This is a genomic window from Pedobacter alpinus (assembly GCF_042684645.1).
Lineage (GTDB): Bacteria > Bacteroidota > Bacteroidia > Sphingobacteriales > Sphingobacteriaceae > Pseudopedobacter > Pseudopedobacter alpinus.
This window is the reverse complement of sequence record NZ_JBHULV010000014.1, coordinates 52,151-75,875: the sequence shown is the minus strand read 5'-3', so window position 1 is coordinate 75,875 and position 23,725 is coordinate 52,151. Positions and strand designations below refer to the sequence as shown.

Here is a 23,725-nt window from a genome sequence, read left to right as displayed (position 1 = left end):
ATAATGGATTTGAATCAAGAAAAAGATTTGGTAATAAATCAAGAAATAGATTATCTTAAGATTTTTAAAATATTGTGGAGTAGGTGGTATTGGATTGCATCTATTTTAGCTATCTGTATTATTTCTGCCTATACTTACCTTTGGTTTACGCCTCAAACTTACATCACATCAGCATCATTAAAACTAGAAAAAAGTAATACTGAAATTGCCGGTTTATTTAAAGGTGGTTTTGGTGGTGCAGGAAAAACTATTGAAGCAGAAAGCTATGTTATAAGGTCTACTTCATTGCTGAAAAATGCCATTAGTAGATTAGATTATAGGGTATCCTACTTTATTGTTGGAAGATTCCGCACAAAAGAAATGTACCCGAATAAACCGTTTTTAGTTAAAGTAATTAGTGAAGACACGGTAAAAAGGCATAGGGGGAATTTTCTTTTTAAAAAGATCAATTCCAAGCAATTCAAGATTAGTGTTAAAGATGACCAAAACAATTTAAGTGTACAGAAAAGGTTTGGAGAAACGTTTACGCTGCTTGGATATACAATGATAGTGGAAGATCCTTTAAAGGCAGACTTCTCGGATTATTACTTTATCGTTAATCATGCTGAAGATTTTTTAAGCCGCGTAGGTAGAGGCATAGGTGTGAAGGAATTAGGTAAAAATACCAGTATTATGCAGTTGAGTGATGTGGATGAAAATCCGCACTTTGCTAAGGATATTGTGAATGCCATCATGAAAGAATATGTGTTTTTAGGTGAGCAGGAAAAGAGTCAAGGTGCAAAAGCCACTATTGGTTTTATCAACTCCCAACTAAAAATCATGTCTGATGAGTTGAAGCAGTCTCAAAATCAACTAAAAGACTATAAAGTTGAGAACAAAGTTGCTACTATAAATTCCTTTACTCAGTCTCGTGAAAAAAGATTAACAAATTTTCAAGAACAATTGGTGGGGTTAAAAACAGAAAACATCAATCTTGATATTTTTGAGCAGCAAATTAAAAATAATCAAGATAAAGTTTACTTGAATTTTAATATAGAAGGTGATGTTGGCACCTTTTTGAAAAGTTTAATCACTAAATTGAATGATTTACTCATTGAGCGTTCTGGTAAATTAGTTACCTATAATGAAAAATCTAATCCTATTTTAGAATTAGACAAACAAATTTATGATATTAAAGAAGCTATTATTAGGAATATTAAAAGCTTAAGGGAAAGACAAAATAAGTTTATTTCCAACATTGAAAGAGAATTACGAAATGCAGACGAAAACCTTTCTGTGATACCTGGTGTAGAACAAAGTTTAACTAATTTGCAACGTACTTATGACATTAATGAAAAGGTCTATTCTTTTCTTTCAGAAAGGAAGTTGGAGTCTGAAATTGCTTTGTCTGCAATTTCATCAGGTGTTACCATTGTTAATGAGGCACCACTTTCGTACCAGATCGTAGAACCGCAAAAAGCGAGGGTTTATTCTTCGGCTTTATTAATTGGCATTATCATTAGCTTAGGAATCATTATTTTGGTAAGGGTTATCAATCCCTATATCTATGATAAAGAAACCGTAGAAGCGCTTACTAATATTCCCATTATTGGCGTGGTCAAAACATTTCCTACTAAATTAGATAAGTCTAATAAGCAAGTACTTTCCTTAGAAAAACCCAAATCTGTATTTGCAGAGTCTATTCGGTCTGTACGTACCAATTTGAGTTTTTTAGCTAGTGAAAAACAATCTAAAGTCATTTGTATCACCTCCGAAATTTCGGGTGAAGGAAAGTCTTTCATGACCATCAATTTAGCGAGTACACTATCCTTAATCGATAAAAAGGTGGTGATTATTGCGGCCGATTTAAGGAAATCCAAAATGCACAAAGCATTTGAGGTGGATAATGATAAAGGATTGAGTACTTATTTGGCTAATCAACATCAAATTGAAGATGTTTTATTACAAACCCACGTAGAAGGCTTAGATTTTATTCCTTCTGGACCTAACCCTCCTAATCCTTCAGAATTGATCCAGTCTGAAAGGATGAAAATATTGGTAGATTATTTATCTACCATCTATGATTATGTATTGATTGACACTGCTCCAATAGGTTTAGTATCCGATTCAGTTCCTTTGATACGTAATTCTGACATTAATATCTTTGTGATTAGATCTGGTGTTTCTAGAATAGGAGCCTCTACTATTCCTAATAAAATAAGTAGAGAGTTTGGTCTTTCTAATATGGTGATTATCTTGAATGCCTTTAGTAACGATTCTTTATATAGCCGCTACTATAGCACCAATTACGCCAATAGCTATTATGAAAGCTATTATTATTATGCCGATTATAGTGGTTATTATGGTTATGGTTATTATGACGATGTTAAACCTAGTTGGTGGAATTTGGTTGGGCAGGTGAAATATTATTTTAAGAAGAAGAAGAATAGCTAAAAAATAGCTAAAGGCTTAATGCCAAAGGCAGAAGGCCATAGCAAGGATTAAAAAAATATAAAATTTTAAAGTGGTAGCCTTTTTACTTTTTACTTTTTACTTTTCAATTACTAATGTGTAGAATTGCCGGCCTAATCAATCCTTATTTTGAGCAATCTAATTTGCAGCATCATATTCAAAAAATGTGTGATGTACAAGCGCATGGCGGGCCAGATGGGGAAGGTTATTTTGTTGATGAAAGTGTTAATTTGGCATTAGGACACAGGCGTTTGTCTTTAATTGATTTGAGTAATGCCGGGCATCAACCCATGCAATACCAACATTTGCACATCAGTTTTAATGGCGAAATTTACAACTATCAAGAAATCAGAAATGATTTAATTGCTAGAGGTCATCAATTTCATAGCCATTCTGATACCGAAGTTATTTTACATGCCTACCAAGAGTGGGGAACAGCCTGTTTTAAGTTGTTTAACGGCATGTTTGCTATTGCCATTTATGACCAATATTTAAAAAAACTGATTTTAGCTAGAGATGTTGCTGGTATTAAACCTCTTTATTATTTCCAACAAAATCAACAATTTGTATTTGCTAGCGAAGTGAAAGCTTTTGCAGCTAGTGGTTTAAAAATAGAGGACGACCCCAATTGGAAGATCTATTTTCTTTCCTTTGGTTTTATACCAGAACCACATACTACTTTAAAAAATGTTAAATCTTTAGCCCCAGGCAAAGTTTTAATTTATAATTTACAAACACAACAAAGTGAAATTGAAACCTTCGAATCCTTAATTTTCAGCTCGCAGCTAACAAACGAAGAGGAAGTTAATCAACTCATCAATAGCACTCTAAAAGCTGCGGTAAAAAGACATTTAATATCCGACGCACCCATAGGCGTATTTTTAAGTGGAGGAATAGACAGTAGCATCATCTCCTTATTGGCAGCTCAAAATTCCAAACAGCCCATACAAACCCTTTCGGTAAGTTTTAATGAAGATGCCTACGACGAGTCTCATTATCAAAAAATTATTCAACAAAAAATAAACAGTCAACATACCCACTATACCATTACCAAAAAAGAGTACTTAGATGCTTTGCCGCAATTGAAACAAGCTTTTGACCAGCCCAGTAACGATGCTGTAAACTCTTGGTTTATTTCTAGGTGCGCTAAACAGAATGGATTAAAAGCGGTACTCTCAGGCTTAGGGGGTGATGAACTGTTTGGGGGTTACCCCTCTTTTAAGCGAATTGATAAAGCCATTGCTTTAAGAAAATTACCGCTGCAGCTATTCAATATTGCCGATCACTTATCAAACGATAAGTTGAAAAAATTACTGTTTTTAAAAGAAGAACGCACTTATGCCGATTATCTGTTTTTACGAGGATTTTATACCCCTAAAACCATCAGTAAATTATTAGATGCCACAGAAGATGAAATACAAGGCGCTTTAAGAAAACTGAAATATGAAAATAGCCCCAGAAAAAAAGAAGTACCTAAAAACTATGTGAGCTGGTTAGAGCAAAATATTTACATGCGCTCCCAATTGCTGCGAGATACTGATTATATGAGTATGCAACATGGTATTGAAGTGAGGGTGCCTTTTTTAGATAAAGATTTTTTAAAGCTTGTTCATCAAATAGATCCAAAAATTAAATTTAAAGGAGATTTCCCCAAAGCTGCATTGGTGAATGCTTTTAAAGACATTTTACCTCCAGAAATTTATCAAAGAAAAAAAATGGGTTTTACCTTTCCATTTCAAGAATGGAATAAATCTCATCCAGAAATCAATAAAATAGCTCAGCACTCTAATAAGCAAGTAGCTAAATTGGGGAAGCTATTTTTAAATAATAAATTACATTGGAGCAGGTGCTATGCCTTATTACAAATAGAAAATTATTTACCCCTAAAAGACGCCCTGTTTTTAACCCTTAAAACATTTAGCCATACCGGAGGTATAGAAAAAGTAAATCGGGTATTGATGAAAGCTGGGACAGATATTCAGTCTAAAAACCTCATCAGGTTTCATGCTAAAAGTTTGTATGACCATGCTCCAGATGAAAAATACATTAGCAAAAGAAGGTTTGAAGGTTTTGAAGGATTATTATTTCCATTCATTTTTAAAAGTGTAAAAAAAGGTATCCAATGTGATGTGGTGATGTTGAGTCATATTAATTTAGCCTTAGTAGGGCTACTCATTAAAGTTTTAAACCCCAAAACAAAATTGATGCTGCAAGCACACGGCATAGAAATTTGGGGCAAGCAAAGTTTTTTAAAAAGGATTTTCTTAAACAAAGTCGATCTGATTTTACCAGTTAGTCAATTCACCAAAGATAATTTAGTGCATCAGCATCATATTGATGAAAGCAAATGTTTGGTGTTTCACAATAGTTTAGACCCATTTTTTGAAACTCATTCTCCAAAAAAAATAGAAAGTAAATTAAAAGATCAATACCAAATATTAGCTACAGATTGCGTCATCACCACTTTAACCCGCTTGGTCAGTTCAGAAAAGTATAAGGGTTATGATAAAGTAATTGCTGCTTTGGCAAAATTAAAGCAGGAAGGAAAAAAATACAAATACTTAATTTTAGGTAAATATGATGAACAAGAATACCAAAGAGTAAATAGATTGATTGCGCAATTTGACTTAAAAGAAGAAGTGAAATTATGCGGCTTTATCCCTGATGAGGAGATTAGCAGCTATTTTAGATTAGCCAATTTATTTGTAATGCCAAGCCAAAAAGAAGGTTTTGGGATTGTTTTTATAGAAGCCATGGCTTGTGGCTTGCCCGTAGTTGGAGGAAATTTAGATGGCTCTGTGGATGCCTTAGCCAATGGCGATTTTGGAATTTTAATTGATCCTAATGATCAAAACGCTTTAATTGATGCGATCCAAAACTATCAACATCATCCATTATCCAAGCAGCCTCAAGAATTAATCAATTTGGTGAATCAAAATTTTGGTTACCCTCAGTACAAAGAAAAATTAGAAAAGTTATTACTCAATTAAATGGAAATAGCACCAGAAGAACAATGGGATTTAGAAATTAAACCACAAAATCATTTATTCGAATTGCATTTAACTGATGTTTGGCGATATCGTGATTTATTGGCATTATTGGTACGTAGAGATTTTGTGAGTTTCTATAAACAAACCATATTAGGGCCACTGTGGTTTTTTATACAACCTTTATTTACTACCATTATATTCACATTTATTTTCGGGAATTTAGCAGGTATTTCTACAGATGGCTTACCCCAGCCTTTATTTTATATGGCTGGCATTACTGCTTGGAATTATTTTGCGGACTGTTTAACTAAAACCAGTACCGTATTTAGAGATAATGCTAATATTTTCGGTAAGGTATATTTCCCTCGTTTAATTATGCCTTTAAGTATTGTGGTGTCTAATTTGGTAAAATTTGGCATACAATTATTTCTATTTCTCATCTTACTGGCCTATTACTATATCATCAATCCAAGCTTATCTCCAAGCATTTATATCTTGCTTTTTCCGTTTTTAGTTCTGTTAATGGCATTACAAGGCTTGGGATTAGGTATGATTATTAGTGCCATGACTACCAAATATAGAGATTTAGCTTTTTTGGTCACTTTCGGAGTTCAACTATTGATGTATGCCACAACCGTGATTTACCCTTTAAGTACTGCAATTACTAAATACCCGGATTATGCTTGGATTATTGAATACAACCCCATGACGCCTATTATTGAAGGCTTTAGGTTGGGTTTTTTAGGTGAAGGGAGCTTTACTTGGGGTAGCTTAGGCTATGTTACATTGGTTACCTTTGCTTTGACCTTTTTTGGCTTAGTAATTTTTAATAAAGTGGAGAAGAATTTTGTGGATACAGTGTAGGAAGGATAATTTTAAAGGAAAGATGGTGTGAATGAGGGTGCTTCGTCTCCGATCGGCATGGGAGAAGGATAAAATGAGGGTGCTTCTACTCCGCATAACGGAAGGATAAAATGAGTGAATTTTGGATGATAGAATAATCTTCACTAAAATGTTACCTTGAAATGAAATGAAAGGTCTTAAGCAAATCAGAAGAATCGAGTTTTGAAAGATGTGGGAATTGATTTTGAATGATTAAGGGAATGAGTTGGTTTTAAATAAATTGATTAATTTAGCAACATGGAAACATTAATTATACATCCAGAAAGCAAAGAACAACTAACGGCTGTTAAAGCGTTCCTTAAAGCCCTAAAAATTAGTTTTGAAAAAAAAGAAAACGTGAATGATGGCTATAATGAAGAGTTTTCAGCTAAAATCATCAAAGGAAGAGAGGATATCAAAAATGGAAAAGGCATTACGCTTGAAATTGATGATTTATGGAAATAATCTTTAGCCCTAACGCTTTAGATGATTTGAGGTTTTGGAAAAAATCAGGAAATATAGCAGTACAAAAGAAAATTGAAAAGCTTTTGCTTGCTATCAAAATTAGTCCTTTTGAGGGGTTGGGAAAACCTGAGGCATTGAAACACAATTTATCAGGCGCATGGTCTCGTCGCATAACACAAGAACATCGATTAATTTACGAGATCAGCGACCAAAACGAAATCATAGTTTTAAATATTCTTTCCCTAAAAGGTCATTATTCTAAATAATATTATCGGATAAAAGAGAATATTAGGAAATTTTGTTTCAGTTGATCATCACGAATCTATTGTTTAGCTTTCCTTAGCAGCCCAAATACTCATTTAAATTTAATTAATTTAGCAAGATGGAAACATGAATCATACATCCAGAAAATAAGGAGCAAAAAGTGAATTAAAAAAGGCAGGAAAGCATTTAACATCAGTTTTGAAGTCAAAGAAAACAGTGAAAAAAGCAATTTTACTGATACCGAAAAATTTGACTTTAGCACAATAGCAGGTAAATTATGTTGGCAAGGAGATGCATTAGAAGAACAGAAAAAAATAAGAGCTGAGTGGAAATAAAAGCTTTTTAATAAAACCCGTAACTATTCTATCGCACAAAAACGAGATTAACCTTGCCTAATGTTTTACATAGTTATTTTCAAACCTATATTAACATTGTAATTGTTCAAGAATTTCAATAGCTTACAAAATGAGATTATAATTTAATTTAATCTCACTATCTAATCAAAAATATTCAGAACTTATTGACAGCATTGACTCTACCTTACAGAAGGCAAGAGAAAATACTATTAAAGCAGTAAATAATGAATTAGTGAAAGCAAATTGGAAAATTGGTCAATATATTGTGGAATACGAACAACAAGGAAAAGAGAGAGCAGATTATGGAAGTGCTTTACTAAGCAATTTGGCTAAAGATCTTAAATTAAAATATGGTAAAGGCAGCAAAAGTAGTATTTATCTTTGTAGGCAAATTTACATTAAATATCCAATTTTCCAGACAGTGTCTGGAAAATTGAGCTGGAGCCATTTTGCAGAACTATTGACAGTTTCGGACGACATGGCAGGAAGTTTTTATGAGCAGCAATCTGTTAAAGAAAACTGGGGTGCGAGAGAAATGAAACGCCAGATTGATTCGGCATTGTTTCAAAGATTGGCATTAAGTAAAGATAAAAATGGCGTCTTAGCATTATCAGAAAAAGGTCAAGAAATTATAACTTCAAAGGACATTATCAAAGACCCATATATTTTTGAATTTCTTGAGTTACCGATGAGCGCTATCGTCAAAGAAAAAGAATTAGAAAAAAAACTGATTGACAATCTACAGCAATTCTTATTAGAACTCGGTAAAGGCTTTTCATTTATTAAACGGCAGTTCAAAATCACATTAGATAATGAACATAATTTTATAGACCTTGTTTTTTACCACCGAATTTTGAAATGTTTTGTTCTTATAGAGTTAAAAACAAAAAAAGTGAAACATCAAGACATCGGTCAGATGAATCTTTACCTAAATTACTTCAAAGAGGAAGAAAACACTGAAGGCGACAATGAGCCCATTGGAATTATTATTGCGGCAGATAAACATGAATTTACTGTTAAATATGCAACAGGTGGATTAACCAACAAAATTTTTGTATCCAAATACCAGCTCTACTTACCCGACCAGAAACAATTAGAAGAAAAAGTAAAAGAGATCTTTGAACGATAATGGAAGGTAAGCAAAAAAGTAATTTGAAAAAATAGTTGGTTTAACTTACATCAATAAATTAGCATAGTCCTGAAAATTTCAGAGAGAGAGAAGGTTTATTTATATTTGAAACAGAATTGTTATTTAAAATGAGTAGTGTAATAAAAGTAGAAAAGCCCCTCTTTTATCTCCCCCTAAGGGAGAAGTTTTATTTATCTTTGTTTTAGGTTTACAGTTTATATGGGAATTGCAATAAAAGTCGAGAATTTATCAAAAGCTTACCAATTGGGTGAGATTGGCACAGGTACGCTTTCTAATGATTTAAAACGCTGGGCTTATAAGGTAAGAGGAAAAGATGATCCTTTTTTAAAAATTGGGGAAACAAATGAACGTACCACCAAAGGTGTAAGTAATATGGTTTGGAGTTTAAAAGATTTAAACTTTGAAATTAACCAAGGCGATGCCGTAGGCATTATTGGCCGAAATGGCGCAGGTAAAAGTACTTTATTAAAAATTTTAAGTAGAGTCACCTCCCCTACAACTGGCTCTGTAAAAATAAAAGGCAGGGTAGCCAGTTTATTAGAAGTAGGTACTGGTTTTCATCCAGAACTCACCGGCCGTGAAAACATCTTTTTAAATGGTGCTATTTTGGGTATGCGTAAAGCAGAGATCAAAAAGCATTTTGAGGCTATTGTTGATTTTGCTGGAGTAGAACGTTATATTGATACGCCTGTAAAGCGCTATTCTTCTGGCATGTACGTCAGGCTAGCATTTGCTGTAGCAGCGCATTTAGAATCTGAAATTTTAGTAGTGGATGAAGTCTTAGCCGTAGGAGATGCAGAATTTCAGAAAAAATGCTTAGGTAAAATGAATGACGTAAGTAAGGGCGAAGGAAGAACAGTGTTATTTGTAAGCCACAACTTACTCGCTGTAAAATCATTATGTAGCTCTGGCATTTTGTTAGGGAACGGTATTTTACAACAAGCTGGCAAAATAGAGACAGTAGTTAACAAATATATTGAAGTCAACTCAATTAGCTCCTTCAAGCATATTGACAAAGAAATTGATGGATTAAAAATCCTTAGCATCAGCTCGACGAACAATGGTATACCTGGTAAGTTTAATATTGAAGTAGATTTAGATATAGAAATTATTCTTGAGAATATTAGTAATGCAGCAAAGCTAAATGTAAATTTATTTTTTAATACAGCAGACGGAAGTTTAATCTTCGCTTCTTGTTCTCCATCAAGTCAACTAGATTTTGGTAAAAATATTTTTAAATGCACAATACCTGCTAACACTTTAAATGACAACATTTACTCAATAGATCTTATGGTAGTAGAAGATGGAAAAAAATCTATTATCAATCTTAAAGAGACTTTGACTATTGAGGGTATCGAAAACATACGACAGGGAGCATGGCTTAGCAAGTTCCCTGGATTAATTAGACCTTTACACTATAATTGGACAAAAGAATTTATATAATGAAATCGTTTTATAAAGAATTAGAAATTAAGATTAAAGAATCTTACAACAATGACTACGGCAAAGATAATTATGACGAATTACGATTTGGCCCCTACAGCGATGACGTGTCATCGCTACAAAAACTTAAAAATAAGACAAAACAAATAATTCATTACAAACAATCTGAAAGAATTGATGAATTACTATTAATAATACACCCTCATAAAGAAAGATTTGAAGAATTAGCAAGGATATTAAACCAAAATAATCGAAACTTATTAATAGAATTGATTGCCTTCAGGCTTTTAGGTTATAAAAAAATAAAACTTTCTAAAAATAACCAAACTTTTAAAGATAATTTAGAAAAAGTGAAAGAGTTGAAAGATAAGAATTGCACTATCAACCCAAACTTTATGCATTTTATTCTCGAAAAATTTAATTTAAAACCTATTGGTTATGATTTAGAATTATATTTCACTGATCTTGGTGTTTCTGTTGACTTTCTATTAGAACAATATGCCTATAAAGAAAATAACATCCCAATTATAGAGGCTGCTGTAAATGATGTTGTTTTTGACATTGGCGGATGTTACGGAGATACTGCGCTTTATTTTGCTCATAAAGTAGGTAAAACTGGGAAAGTTTATTCTTTTGAATTCATACCTGGCAATATCAAACTCCATCAAATGAATTGTGATTTAAATAAGGAACTTAAGCCTAGAATTGAGCTTATTAGGCAGCCTGTAGATAGCGTTTCAAACATTGAAATTTACTTTAAAGACAATGGGCCAGGAAGTAGAGTAGCCAAAGAACCATTTAAAGAGCAGACAGGTACTGCCGTTACCATTAGTGTTGATGATTTTGTTACTCAAAACAACCTAACTAAAGTAGACTTTATTAAAATGGATATAGAGGGTGCTGAACTTGATGCATTAAATGGGGCAATTAATACTATTAAAAAGTATAAACCTAAATTAGCAATAGCTATTTATCATAGTATTGGTGAGATGGTAGATATTCCGCTGTGGATTAAGAATTTAAATATGGGCTACGAAATTTATATAGACCACTTCACAATACATCACGAAGAAACAGTTTGTTTTGCTAAGTAATTATTGAAAATGATCCCAGTAACTAAACCGTTTCTCCCACCAATAGCAGAATATCAAAAATATATAGAAACAATTTGGCAACGTAATTGGCTAACCAACAATGGTCCTTTAGTAAATGAGCTGGAATTAAATTTAAAAGAATATTTAGACGTTCCACATTTATTATATTTAAGCAACGGAACCATTGCTTTACAGATAGCTATTAAAGCGCTAGCACTCAAAGGAGAAATTATCACCACCCCTTTTTCTTATGTGGCAACCACCAGCAGTATTGTATGGGAAGGTTGTAAACCTGTTTTTGCTGATATTGACGAGAAAACTTTAAATATTGACCCTTTAAAGATAGAAGCTGCTATCACCCCAAATACCAGTGCAATTTTAGCAACCCATGTTTACGGTAATCCTTGCGATATTGATGCTATTGATAAAATAGCAAAAAAGCATAATCTTAAAGTAATTTACGATGCAGCCCATTGCTTTGGTACAAAATATAAAGGCAAATCTGTCTTTAACTATGGAGATATTAGCACCACCAGTTTTCATGCTACCAAATTATTCCATACAACAGAAGGTGGAGCGGTATTTACACAAAATGCGGATTTGTTAAAAAAAATAGCTTACCTCCGTAATTTTGGACACCATGGGCCAGAAGAGTTTGCAGAAGTTGGAATTAATGGAAAAAACAGTGAGTTTCACGCAGCTATGGGGCTTGCAAATCTTCCTTTTATTGATAAAATTTTAGCCTCAAGGCAGCAAATAAGTATCTATTATATGGAAGCATTAAAAGGTCTTGATGTTCATTTGATTGAATTAAACCAAGATGCTGATTTTAACTATGCGTACTTTCCTATCATATTTAAAAATGAAGACAGCTTGTTAAAAGCCTTATCTTTATTAAACCAAAATTGGATTTATCCTAGGAGATATTTTTATCCTTCCTTAAATGACCTCCATTACGTAGAAAAAACAGCTACTCCTATTACAGATAAAATTTGTAGAAGAGTTTTATGTTTACCTTTGTATTATGGATTATCAACAGAAGAGGTAGATTTTATAGCTAGACTTTTATTAAGAGCACAAAATAATTAAATTAAAAAAAATATGGACATCAAAACTTTTATTTCAAAATTAGATGTGGTTTTTGAAGAAACCGATTTAAACACCATTAAACCCGACACACAGTTTAAACAACTAGAAGAATGGGATTCTATGCTGGCACTTTCTATGATTGCTATGGTGGATGATGAGTATAGTTTAAAACTTACTGGTGATGACATCCGTACTTCAACCACCATACAAGATTTATTTTCGAAAATTGAGGCTAAAGCTTAGTGGATGGCAAACTTTTCAACTCATTCTGTTGCTATAAGTGGAGTCGCAGCATGCGTACCCAAAAAACAGGAGAGAAACCGCGATTTGGCCAATTTATCTTCAGAAGATATAGATAAATTTATAGCCACAACGGGGGTTGAAGCTAGAAGAATTGTAGACGATCATATTTGCACATCTGATTTATGTTTAGCAGCGGCAGAAAAACTCATCCACGATTTAGATTGGGATAAAAAAGAAATTGAAATTTTAGTTTTTGTATCTCAAACGGGTGATTATACCCTTCCCGTAACTTCTACAATTTTACAAGATAGATTAGGCTTGTCACAAGAATGTATTGCTTTCGATGTCCCCCTAGGTTGCTCTGGCTATGTTTATGGTTTATCTATTATTTCTGGGATGATGGCCGCAACGAGGTTAAAAAAAGGAATTTTATTAGTTGGAGATACAATTAGTAAAATCAATTCCGAAAATGATAAAAGTACCACGCCATTATTTGGTGACGCTGGTTCGGCAACTTGTTTAACTTATGATGACCATGCAGAACCCATTCATTTCAATTTAGGCTCTGATGGGTCCGGATACCAATCTATTATGGTCGAATCTGGTGGTTTTCGCAATCAAACTTCAAAAGATTCTTTCGAACCTAAAGTGATAGCTGATGGAATTGAAAGAAACCAACTACAATTAAGCTTAGATGGGATGGATGTCTTTTCTTTCGGCATCAGCCAAGCTCCCAAAACCATTAAAGCACTGGTAGAGTCTTTCTCAATAAATTTAACTAGTGTAGATTTTTTCTTTTTTCATCAAGCAAATTTGATGATGAATAAAATGATTGTAAAGAAGTTAAAATTAAATCCAGAAAAAATACCCTATTCCTTAAAAGAATTTGGAAATACTTCATCAGCTTCCATACCCTTAACTATTGTAAACCATATAGGACGAGAAAAATCAATCTCTTATACAGGTGATTTAATTTTATGTGGGTTTGGCGTAGGCCTATCTTGGGGGACTTGTTTCGTTAAATTGAACAACACCTTCATTTCAGAATTGCTTGAAATATGAGAGAAATATTAAATCCGTTTTCTTTAGATAACAAAACTATTTTGGTTACGGGGGCATCCTCTGGAATAGGAAAAGAAACAGCAATTAGTTGTTCGAAAATTGGAGCTAATGTTTTTATAACGGGAAGGAATAATGAAAGACTGAATGATACTTTCTCGAAACTTGAGGGTGACGATAATTTAAGCTTTTTGGCAGACTTAAACAATAAGAGCCAAACGGAAGAATTGGTGAATAATCTCCCAAAATTAGATGGATTGGTATTAAACGCGGGAATTATGAGAACCATACCATTCAAATTTGTTACTTCAGGCGACTTAGAAAATATGATGAGCACTAATTTTATGGCTCCCATATTACTTATCAATCTTCTCATAAAAAATAAAAAGCTCAATAAAAATGCTTCTATAATTTTTATTTCTTCTATTGGAGGAGTCTCCATTGGAACTATTGGAAATTCCATTTATTGCGCATCTAAAGGAGCAATAAACGGTATACAAAAAGTTTTAGCAGTAGAATTAGCAAAGCAAAACATAAGGGTTAATTCTGTAAACCCTGGCATGGTAAAAACAGAGATGTGGAACAAATCACACGACATAACCACAGAACAGTTACTAATTGATGAAAGAAAATACCCCTTAGGATATGGTGAGCCAAAAGATGTAGCGAATGCTTGTATTTATCTTCTCTCCGATGCTAGCAAATGGGTTACTGGTATAAATTTAACACTCGATGGTGGATTTACAATACAATAAATTATGGCGTTTATACATTCTCTAACCTATTATTTACCGGCAGATACTTTAGATAATGAGACCATAAATCGGCAGTTCCCAGAATGGGGTATAGATAAAATAAGCTCGAAAACTGGTATTTATAATAGGCATATTGCTAGTGCAGACGAATTCTCTTCTGACATGGCGGTACAAGTAGCCGAGAAACTATTTGCAGAGCAAAAGATCGATAAAAATAAAATTCAATTTATATTGCTTTGTACACAAAGCGCCGATTATTTTTTACCTACAACAGCCTGTATTGTTCAGGAAAAACTGGGCTTAAGTAACACAGTTGGCGCTTTAGACTTTAACCTCGGTTGTTCTGGCTACGTTTACGGATTGAGTTTAGCAAAAGGCTTAATAGATGGTGGATTAGTAGATAATGTTTTGTTAATCACCTCAGAAACTTATTCGAAGTTTATAAACCCCAAAGACAAAAGCAACTTAACCATTTTTGGAGACGCCGCTTCAGCGACTTTTCTGACCAAAGAAAAAGGACGGTGTTCATTAAATCATTTTATTTTTGGTACAGACGGTGGTGGTGCCGAAAATTTGATTGTAAAAAGTGGTGGAATGAGGTTTAGACAAGGAAAAACAAATCAGGTTAAAGAAATTACAGACGAATATGACAATGTGCACACTGATGCAGATTTATACATGAACGGTTCAGAGATTTTTAATTTCACTTTATCTTCTGTACCCTCTTTAGTAAATCAAGTTTTAAGCAAAGCCAATTTAAATCGTGAAGATATTGATTTATATATTTTTCATCAGGCCAATAAATATATGTTAAACCATCTGCGCAAAAAAATTGGCATAGATGAACAAAAGTTCTTTGTCTTTTTAGAAAACTGTGGCAATACGGTTTCTTCTACTATTCCAATTGCCTTATGTGAAGCCATGGAACAAGGAAAAATTAAAGCTGATCAAAAAATCCTATTAGCAGGTTTTGGCGTTGGTTATTCTTGGGCAGGCTGTACCTTAAAATTCTATTAATATGAAAAACCTCATTATTATTGGCGCTAGAGGCTATGGTCGTGAAGTATATAACTGGGCAACCCAATGTAAAGAGTATAATAAAGATTGGATAATCAAAGGTTTTTTGGACGACAAATCCGATGTATTGGACAGTATGGGCTATCCCGTTCCAATAATTTCTTCAGTAGAAGACTATATAATTGAAAAGGATGATGTTTTTATCTGTGCGTTGGGTGAGGTAAAATATAAAAAAAAATATGTTGAACTTATTCTGTCTAAAGGTGGCGAATTTATAAACATCATACATCCATTGGCACAAATAAACAATTTTAGTAAAGTTGGGAAAGGTATTATCATTTGTTCTTTTTGTGCTATAAGTAATGAAACCATTATTGGCGATTTTGTTACTATACAAAGTTTTTCAGGTATAGGACATGATGCAAAAATTGGAAATTGGTGCCATTTGAATGCCTATTCTTTTATGGGTGGTTATGCTGAGTTAAAGGAAGAAGTTACGCTGCATACGAAAGCAAGTATTTTGCCTAAAGTTAAGGTTGGAAAAGGTGCCGTCGTTGGTGCTCATTCTTTGGTCATTAAGAATGTAAAAGAAGGTGTAACTGTTTTTGGCTCACCTGCAAAAGAGATATTTTAATGGTTGAGAAAACAAATCCAATGGTTTCTGTTTGTATGATTACCTACAACCATGAAAAGTTCATACAAGAGGCTATAGAGGGAGTTTTAATGCAAGAAACTACTTTTGATTTTGAATTGATTATTGCCAATGATTGTTCTACAGATCGAACTCACGATGTAATAGAAGAGTTAATTCAATCACACCCTAAAGGCTATCTAATTAGATACTTCAATCACGAAACTAATTTAGGAATGATGCCAAATGCATTCTTTGCATTAGAAAAATGTGATGGAAAATATATCGCAAATTGTGAAGGCGACGATTATTGGACAGACCCTTCAAAACTACAAAAGCAGGTTGATTTTCTAGAAGTTAATAAAGACTATATTATAAGTTGCCATAACGCAATTATTATTGACAATGAGAACAACGTGATAAGCCCTGCAAAATTACCTTTATCACAGCAAAGGGATTTTATGTCGGTAGAACTGATGAAAATTACTCCTATTTTAACGCTTACTGCTGTTTATAGAAATAAACTTAATGATCTTCCCGACATTCTAAAAAATTCACCGAATGGAGACACCGCTATTTTTAGTTACTTAGGTCAATTTGGAAAATCAAAATATCACCATGACATAAAAAATTGCGTTTATAGAGTTCATGAAGGAGGCGTTTGGAGTACTAAAAGCCAATCAATAAAACACAGAATGCAACTAAAAACATTCGCTAATCTAGCGAAATATTATAAAATCAATACATATAAAGAAGTCTCTCTTCATTTCCAGCAAAGAGTGTTCTATGTAAACACTTTGATTATAAATGAAGCAAAATCGTGGACCAAGATTCGTCTAATATTTTTAGCTATTATAATATATATTAAGAAAAAAGAATACAAAGATAGCCTTCGCCTAATTAAAATCTATACGAAAAATTACATAAATAACTTACTGAAATTTATTTAGATAAACTATAATTCGAATTCTTATCAACAAAATTAATCACCCTATATTCAAAGCTAATTTTCAGCCTCTTTCTGTTATATTTTGCAATTAGGATGAGAATAAAATTCATTCAACTAAACGATGAAACACATACTCACTGATAAATATCTTTCGAACAGAAAATTGCCCATTAATTATAACAAAAATGATGCTCATATTTTTTCTCAAGAGCTTAAAAAAATTATTCCTTCAAATTATATTTTAAAACTCAAAAACGTATTTATAGTTGAGGAGACATTATTTCATAATTGGTTTGTTTTAGGGAAGTACACTCATACATTTAAATTAGACAAGATATATAAGCTAAAAATTATTTTAAAAAGATTTTTATTACCAGAAATAAAGATAGAAAAAGCAATTTGGATAACAGACGATTTAAGTGTTGGTTATTTTCACTGGTTTTTAGATTGCTTACCAAGGCTTTTAAATATTTCTAAAATAGATGATTCGCATGATTCTGTTATTATATTAAGACCTGAAGTTGCTAATCAAAGTTTTGTAAAAGAAACTTTAGACTTATTAGGGTACAAATATTTTATAAAAGAAGACAAAAAAATAAATATAAAATGCCACGAACTTATAGTTGCTAACCATTGTGCAACTACAACCGGAAACTATAATGATATTGTTATAAAAGAGTTAAGAAGTGTATTTTTAAAAAAAATTAGCCCCAAAAACGGTTCAATTAAAAAATGGGTTTATATTAGTAGGGATAAATCTAGCAGGCGAAAAGCAAATAATGAAACTGAATTAGTGAATATGTTGTTAACACTACATGTAGAAATTCATTATTTTGAAGAATATAGTATTTTAAAACAAATGGACATCATTGCCCATACTGATTATTTGATCTCTATTCATGGAGCTAGTTTAACAAATATGCTTTTTATGAAAGAAAATACACACATAATTGAGTTAAGAAATAAATTAGATACACATAGCAATTGCTATTTTAGCTTAGCATCAGCTTTGGATATAAATTATCATTATTTACTTAATGAAGGCACAAGTGATATCCCTCATTTTGCAAACTTGATGATAGATATAGCTTCTCTAAAAAATTATATCCTTAATTTAAAAAAGAATTAACTGTTTAATTTTTTTACTAATTAAACGCTTTTTGTAATGTCAGATTTAGCACCCATTATATTATTTGTATACAACCGTCCTTGGCACACCGAGCAAACATTAAAAGCCTTGATGGCTAATGAGCTTTCAGCGCAATCTACATTATTTATATATTCGGATGGATTAAAAAATAATGCAGACGAAGCGCAAAAAACTGCCTTTCAGCAAACTAAAGAAATCATCAAAAGAGAAAATTGGTGTAAGGAAGTCTTTATTGTGGAAAGAAAAGAAAATTTTGGATTAGTAAAGAATGTATTAGATGGAATAACTGAGGTAATAAATAAGTATGGGAAAATAATTGTTTTAGAAGACGATCTTGTTACTTCTCCGTTTTTTCTAAATTATTGTAATGATGGACTGAATGTATATGAGAATATTTCCCATGTTTTTTCTATAAATGCATATCAGTTTCCGTTAGACACAAATAAGATAGATACTTTTTTATCTACCCTTGCAACCACTTCTTGGGGCTGGGCTACTTGGAAAGACAGATGGAATAAGTTAAAATTAGACCTTGATTATAAAAATGTAATACAAGACAATAAGTTTTTAAGGCAACGATTTAATTTGGGCGATTACGATTACGCAAATATGTTGGACCATCCTAAATCATGGGCAATCAAATGGCATTATACCGCATTTTTACAAAATGGATTAGGTTTATTTCCATCAGTATCATTGATTTATAATATAGGTTTTGATGGTTCTGGAGAAAACTGTACGCCCAATGAAATAACTCAAAGGCTTTATCAAAATAAAATAAGGGTTACCTTAAAAGAAGACATAGATATGGATTTAATGTCAAAATTAACGCTTTATTTTGAAGAAGCTCCCGCTGAGAAAGTTTCACAATATGTAAAGATTAAGAGATTTATTAAGAAAATCATTTCCCCCAAACATTAAATAAAATGAAGCTATTCTTACAAAAAGTATTGCGGTATTTTATCAGAATTTTGAACATAACCGAAATTTTAGCCGAAGAATCTAATAGGGCTAATGTTTTAAACTGTCGTAAAACTTGCTTGGCGAATAATGTAACGTTCCATAAGAACGCTTTAATCCATAACGGACAAAACAATCCCAACCAAATTGTTATTGGCGAATTAAGCCAGATTGCAGGTACTTTACTAATTTTTAAATATGGAGGGAAAATTACTATTGGAAAAAACTGTTATATAGGCGATTTGACTAGAATATGGTCAGGCGAAGAAATCACTATTGGAAATAATGTTCTCATATCACACAATGTAAATATTATGGATACTAATGCACATGAAATTGACACAAAGGAGAGAATAAATAGATATCAAGATTTAATTAAAAATGGACTTTGGACTACCAAGGGAAGTATTCTGAATGCGCCAATCAGTATTGGAGACAATGTTTGGATAAGCTTTAACGTAACCATTTTAAAAGGTGTTACAATTGGAGAGGGGGCAATTATTGGTGCTGGATCTATTGTTACTAAAGATATTCCTCCATATTCACTCTCCATGGGAAACCCTTGTAAAGTAATTAAACTCCTAAATGATGTTGAGTAAAATTAAGTACGTAATCAAAAAACTATTTTTAGAAAAAAGAAGAAGCGATTTGCAGATTTACGAAAAAAATGTGTCCATAAATTCAACTGCAATTTTAAAATCTTTTAATCTCGATTTCAGAATTCAGCCTGAAAACAGGAAATATGTTACTATTGGATCAAAATGTTTAATAAATGCAATTTGTACTTTTGAAACATCAAAAGGAGAAATTAAAATCGGCGAAAATGTTCATATTGGACATGCTCATTTTATTTGCAGAACAAAAATAGAAATCGAAGACGATGTTACAATGGCATGGGGTATTACAATTTACGATCATAATTCTCATAGTATTTACTGGGAAGAGAGAAAATATGACAACTCACAGTCATATAAAGATTATACGGAATTTAATGGTGATGCTATAGCAAGAAAAGATTGGTCAAATGTAGTTTCACGTCCAATTTTGATAAAATCTAAAGCCTGGATTGGTTTTAATGTCACCATACTAAAAGGGGTAACTATTGGAGAAGGTGCCGTAGTTGGTGCAGGCAGTTATGTAGTTAAAGATGTGGAAGCCTTTACTGTTGTTGGCGGCAACCCTGCAAAACTTATAAAAAAATTATAATGAAAATATTGATAATAGGCTCTAAAGGATTTATTGGCCAACATTTATTGAATTTTTACAGATTACAAGCTGATAAAGATGTTTGGGGCTGTGATGTAAGTGCAGAATTTGAGGATTCTAAATACATTTTGATGGATAATAGTAATTCAGATTTTGAAAGTATTTTTAGGAGTAACCATTTTGATGCTTGTATCAATTGTTCGGGTGCGGCTAGCGTACCTGAATCTTTATTAAATCCTTCACACGACTTCTATTTAAACACATTTAATGTATTTAATTTACTAAATAACATCAGAATATTTTCTCCAAGCTGTAAGTTTTTAAATTTATCAAGTGCTGCTGTTTACGGGAATCCCACTAAGCTACCTATTGCAGAAGATGCAAGCCTACAGCCCATGTCTCCTTATGGTTATCATAAAGTAATGGCCGAAAATATTTGCAAAGAATTTAAGGAGTTTTATAATATAGACGCTTGTTCTGTCAGAATTTTCTCTGCTTACGGAAATTCGCTAAAAAAACAATTATTTTGGGATGTTTATAAAAAAAGTAAAGGCTCAAATTATATTGATTTTTTTGGTACAGGAAAAGAAACCAGAGATTTTATCCATATTTCGGATGTTGTACAAGCAATTGACTTAATTTTACAAAATTCTGCTTTTGATGTTGATTGTTATAATATTGCAAATGGTGAAGAAATAGAAATTAGAGTTGCAATTGAACAGTTATTATATGAAATAGGTTGGCAAGGCGAATTTAAATTCAACAATCATAATAGAGCAGGTGATCCTCTTTATTGGTGTGCCGACATAAAAAAAATAAAAGATTTAGGATACGCTCAAGAAATAACAATAAAACAAGGACTAAAAGAATATAGTGAATGGCTAAAAGAATTAGATTAGGGTTAAAATACTCTTATGATGAAAACTGGATTGGTGGGACATATTACTTAGAGAATTTAGTAAAATCACTTAACACGTTAAATGACATTGAAAAACCTGAAATAATAGCTATAGTGATCAAAAAAAGTGATTTTCTATTATTAAAGAAAAACACATCTTATCCTTATTTAAAATTTCAAATACACTCGGGCGAGAAAAACATATTATGTAGAGGAATTAACATAGTAACTAGACGATTATTAGGGAAATCTGTTTGCTCGCAAAAAATCAAAAATCTTGATGGGGTATTCCCGTATACTAACTCCATTCAATTTGATTTAGCTAAGAAAAAAATATATTGGATTCCTGATTTTCAGGATCATTTTTTTGCTGAAATGTTTAAAGTTTCTGAAATTGAAAGAAGATTAAAATGGCAACAAGGAATAGCATCGAGTAACTTCGATTTGGTTTTAAGTAGCCAAGATGCATTTAATCAGTTTAAAAAAATTTTCCCAGGTTATAAAGTTTCAACTCATGTTGTCCCTTTTGCAGTTTCTTTACCAAAACTGACTAACAGTTCTATACCTGCAGAAGTAAACCAACAAAAAATACCAGGAAATTACTTTATCTGTTGTAATCAGTTTTGGCCACACAAAAATCACTTAATCATTTTAAAAGCTATCAAATACCTAAAAGATAAAGGGCAAGAGATAAAGGTAATTTTCACTGGAAAAGTGAGCGTAAACCTTGAAAGTGAAAAATATTATAAAGATTTAACAGATTTCATATTATCTAATAGCTTATCTACAAACGTTATTTTATTAGGTTTTGTGGATAGACAGGTACAACTAAATTTACTTTCAAATGCCCAGGCTGTTATTCAACCCTCTTTATTTGAAGGTTGGAGTACCATTGTCGAGGATGCGAAATTTCTAAATAAATCACTCATCATATCTGACTTGAAAATTCATAGAGAGCAATTAGAAAAATACGAGGCTCACTATTTTAACCCACATAATGAGGACGATCTTGCAAACCATCTCAGTTTAGCTAGTTATAAAAGTAATGTTTCAAAAAACGCTATTATAGATTATCATCAAAATATAACAGTTTTTGCAAAAGAATTTATGGCTATTTTAAAAAATGAAACAAACTATGCTAATAAATAAACTCCGCTACTGGTATCATGATTTCAAAAAATCTATCTTCACCATACGTGGTGTTGGTAATAAAATTACCAAATCAAAAAACACCGTATTATTTGTTAAATGGGATATTGAAGGGAATAACAACCTAGTAGAATTTGGAAGTTGTTATTTAAAAAATGTAACCATCAAAATTAGAGGGAATAATCATCATATTAAAATAGGAGATGAAGTTTATATGTATGGTGGTATTTTATGGATAGAAGATGATAATAACGCTATTATAATAGGTGAAAACACAAGTATACAATCCGCTCATTTGGCTGTTACGGAAATTGGCAGAAAAATTAGTATTGGTAAAAACTGCATGTTAGCAGAAGATATTATCATAAGAACTGGTGATTCACATCCGATAATTGATATGGAAACCAAAAGTGTCATAAACGAAGGTAAAGACGTTGACATTAAAGATCATGTTTGGATTGGTACAAGGGCTCAGATTTTAAAAGGGGTGGCCATTGAAAATGACAGTATTGTTGGAGCTGGGGCAGTTGTGGTACAAAAAGTAGAGAAAAATACTATTGTGGCAGGCAACCCCGCTAAGGAAGTAAAAGCTTCTATTAATTGGAATTCACATAGAAGTATATGATGTCACCAAAAATATCTATAATAACCCCTAACTTTAATCAAGGTAAATACATTGAAGAAACAATTATTTCGGTAATTAACCAAGATTACCCCAATTTAGAGTACATTATTATTGATGGTGGAAGCACAGATGAATCTGTTGAGATTATAAAAAAATATGAAAAACATTTAACCTATTGGATAAGCGAACCAGATAAAGGTCAAGCAGATGCTATAAACAAAGGTTTGGCACATTGTACTGGTGATCTATTCAACTGGATAAATAGTGATGATATATTAGCGGTAAATGCTTTAAAAACCATTTCGGAATTATATAAACCTGGATTAACCATTGCGGGGAAGGTCTTTAATTTTTATCCAGAAAACCCTGCACTTAATGACTTTACCCAGAACAGTAATTTAACCCATAATGAGTTCTTAAACCTAAAATCAACCTATCACCAACCTGGTATTTGGGTAAATTTACATGATACAAAATCATTTGGTTTAGACATTAAAAGCCATTACTATTTTGATTTTTTCTTTTATGTAAATTATCTAAAGAAAAACACTGAAATAAGTTATACTGATAAAGTATTGGCCAACTTTAGAGTTCATGCTGAATCAAAAACCTCCTTAATACAAGAGAAAAGTAAAGAGGAGATTGTTAGTTTTTATAAAAACCTTTATCAATCAGAAAAGGACAAGTCTATTAAAGTGATTATAAAAAGAGTGTTAAACTATTGGTTGGCTTTAGAGCAAATTAAACTTTGGCAAGCTCATGAACCCTCCTTCAAAAACTCAATTAATTTTGTTAAATTCATTTCATTTAATTTTAAATATATGAAAGTGAATGTTTTTTGGAAGTTTGTACTTAAATATACTATAAATTATAAAGGTCTAAGAGGCTAAAAAAACATC

23 protein-coding genes are annotated in these 23,725 nt (G+C 32.2%); all 23 read left to right on the top strand.

Going from position 1 to position 23,725, the window contains the following annotated elements; genetic code table 11:
* Positions 1–3: 3 nt before the first annotated feature.
* The 23 genes from ACFSSE_RS05095 (at position 4) to ACFSSE_RS04985 (ending at position 23,716) form a co-directional block, all read left to right on the top strand.
* Positions 4–2,433, top strand: coding sequence for a GumC family protein (locus ACFSSE_RS05095; RefSeq protein ID WP_379041901.1), 2,430 nt, complete (start codon positions 4–6; stop codon positions 2,431–2,433).
* A gap of 113 nt (positions 2,434–2,546) precedes the next feature.
* Entirely contained in the window at positions 2,547–5,441 is a 2,895-nt protein-coding gene (gene asnB / locus ACFSSE_RS05090; RefSeq protein WP_379041900.1) for an asparagine synthase (glutamine-hydrolyzing), read from the top strand.
* A complete protein-coding gene (locus tag ACFSSE_RS05085; RefSeq protein WP_379041899.1) occupies positions 5,442–6,305 on the top strand; it encodes an ABC transporter permease in 864 nt (287 codons plus the stop codon). It begins immediately after the preceding gene.
* A 276-nt stretch (positions 6,306–6,581) separates the two neighbouring features.
* Complete coding sequence (locus tag ACFSSE_RS05080; protein WP_379041898.1) at positions 6,582–6,788, top strand: DUF2683 family protein; 207 nt, start codon at positions 6,582–6,584, stop codon at positions 6,786–6,788.
* Positions 6,779–7,054: a Txe/YoeB family addiction module toxin gene (locus ACFSSE_RS05075; protein ID WP_379041897.1), complete on the top strand. Its 276-nt coding sequence runs from the start codon at positions 6,779–6,781 to the stop codon at positions 7,052–7,054. The genes ACFSSE_RS05080 and ACFSSE_RS05075 overlap by 10 nt, the downstream gene beginning before the upstream one ends.
* 484 nt (positions 7,055–7,538) lie before the next feature.
* Complete coding sequence (locus ACFSSE_RS05070; protein WP_379041945.1) at positions 7,539–8,537, top strand: PDDEXK nuclease domain-containing protein; 999 nt, start codon at positions 7,539–7,541, stop codon at positions 8,535–8,537.
* Positions 8,538–8,756: 219 nt separating this feature from the next.
* A complete protein-coding gene (locus ACFSSE_RS05065) occupies positions 8,757–10,001 on the top strand; it encodes an ABC transporter ATP-binding protein (RefSeq protein ID WP_379041896.1) in 1,245 nt (414 codons plus the stop codon).
* Positions 10,001–11,095 carry an FkbM family methyltransferase gene (locus ACFSSE_RS05060; protein ID WP_379041894.1) on the top strand — a complete coding sequence of 365 codons (1,095 nt, stop codon included), beginning with the start codon at positions 10,001–10,003 and terminating at the stop codon, positions 11,093–11,095. Before ACFSSE_RS05065 ends, ACFSSE_RS05060 begins: the two co-directional genes overlap by 1 nt.
* A 9-nt stretch (positions 11,096–11,104) precedes the next feature.
* Complete coding sequence (locus ACFSSE_RS05055; protein ID WP_379041892.1) at positions 11,105–12,184, top strand: DegT/DnrJ/EryC1/StrS family aminotransferase; 1,080 nt, start codon at positions 11,105–11,107, stop codon at positions 12,182–12,184.
* A gap of 12 nt (positions 12,185–12,196) precedes the next feature.
* The gene (locus ACFSSE_RS05050) at positions 12,197–12,427 is read left to right on the top strand and encodes an acyl carrier protein (RefSeq protein ID WP_379041890.1); all 231 of its coding nucleotides are present in this window, start codon (positions 12,197–12,199) and stop codon (positions 12,425–12,427) included.
* A gap of 3 nt (positions 12,428–12,430) precedes the next feature.
* Positions 12,431–13,489, top strand: coding sequence for a 3-oxoacyl-ACP synthase III family protein (locus ACFSSE_RS05045; RefSeq protein WP_379041888.1), 1,059 nt, complete (start codon positions 12,431–12,433; stop codon positions 13,487–13,489).
* The gene (locus ACFSSE_RS05040; RefSeq protein ID WP_379041886.1) at positions 13,486–14,241 is read left to right on the top strand and encodes an SDR family NAD(P)-dependent oxidoreductase; all 756 of its coding nucleotides are present in this window, start codon (positions 13,486–13,488) and stop codon (positions 14,239–14,241) included. Before ACFSSE_RS05045 ends, ACFSSE_RS05040 begins: the two co-directional genes overlap by 4 nt.
* 3 nt (positions 14,242–14,244) lie before the next feature.
* Positions 14,245–15,258, top strand: coding sequence for a 3-oxoacyl-ACP synthase III family protein (locus ACFSSE_RS05035; RefSeq protein WP_379041884.1), 1,014 nt, complete (start codon positions 14,245–14,247; stop codon positions 15,256–15,258).
* Between the two features lies 1 nt (position 15,259).
* Positions 15,260–15,892, top strand: a complete 633-nt coding sequence (locus tag ACFSSE_RS05030; protein ID WP_379041882.1) for a NeuD/PglB/VioB family sugar acetyltransferase — start codon at positions 15,260–15,262, stop codon at positions 15,890–15,892.
* On the top strand, positions 15,892–16,839 hold the full coding sequence (locus ACFSSE_RS05025) for a glycosyltransferase family 2 protein (protein WP_379041880.1): 948 nt from the start codon (positions 15,892–15,894) through the stop codon (positions 16,837–16,839). The genes ACFSSE_RS05030 and ACFSSE_RS05025 overlap by 1 nt, the downstream gene beginning before the upstream one ends.
* Before the next feature lie 120 nt (positions 16,840–16,959).
* On the top strand, positions 16,960–17,967 hold the full coding sequence (locus ACFSSE_RS05020) for a glycosyltransferase family 61 protein (protein WP_379041878.1): 1,008 nt from the start codon (positions 16,960–16,962) through the stop codon (positions 17,965–17,967).
* A gap of 36 nt (positions 17,968–18,003) precedes the next feature.
* Positions 18,004–18,909, top strand: coding sequence for a sugar transferase (locus tag ACFSSE_RS05015; protein ID WP_379041876.1), 906 nt, complete (start codon positions 18,004–18,006; stop codon positions 18,907–18,909).
* A 50-nt stretch (positions 18,910–18,959) separates the two neighbouring features.
* Positions 18,960–19,547 (top strand): acyltransferase, encoded by a 588-nt coding sequence (locus ACFSSE_RS05010; protein ID WP_379041874.1) that lies wholly within the window; start codon positions 18,960–18,962, stop codon positions 19,545–19,547.
* On the top strand, positions 19,534–20,154 hold the full coding sequence (locus tag ACFSSE_RS05005; RefSeq protein WP_379041872.1) for an acyltransferase: 621 nt from the start codon (positions 19,534–19,536) through the stop codon (positions 20,152–20,154). Before ACFSSE_RS05010 ends, ACFSSE_RS05005 begins: the two co-directional genes overlap by 14 nt.
* Positions 20,154–21,053 carry an NAD-dependent epimerase/dehydratase family protein gene (locus ACFSSE_RS05000; protein ID WP_379041870.1) on the top strand — a complete coding sequence of 300 codons (900 nt, stop codon included), beginning with the start codon at positions 20,154–20,156 and terminating at the stop codon, positions 21,051–21,053. Before ACFSSE_RS05005 ends, ACFSSE_RS05000 begins: the two co-directional genes overlap by 1 nt.
* Complete coding sequence (locus ACFSSE_RS04995) at positions 21,032–22,201, top strand: glycosyltransferase (protein WP_379041868.1); 1,170 nt, start codon at positions 21,032–21,034, stop codon at positions 22,199–22,201. The genes ACFSSE_RS05000 and ACFSSE_RS04995 overlap by 22 nt, the downstream gene beginning before the upstream one ends.
* Complete coding sequence (locus ACFSSE_RS04990) at positions 22,176–22,826, top strand: acyltransferase (RefSeq protein ID WP_379041866.1); 651 nt, start codon at positions 22,176–22,178, stop codon at positions 22,824–22,826. Before ACFSSE_RS04995 ends, ACFSSE_RS04990 begins: the two co-directional genes overlap by 26 nt.
* Complete coding sequence (locus tag ACFSSE_RS04985) at positions 22,823–23,716, top strand: glycosyltransferase family 2 protein (protein WP_379041864.1); 894 nt, start codon at positions 22,823–22,825, stop codon at positions 23,714–23,716. Before ACFSSE_RS04990 ends, ACFSSE_RS04985 begins: the two co-directional genes overlap by 4 nt.
* Positions 23,717–23,725 lie beyond the last annotated feature (9 nt).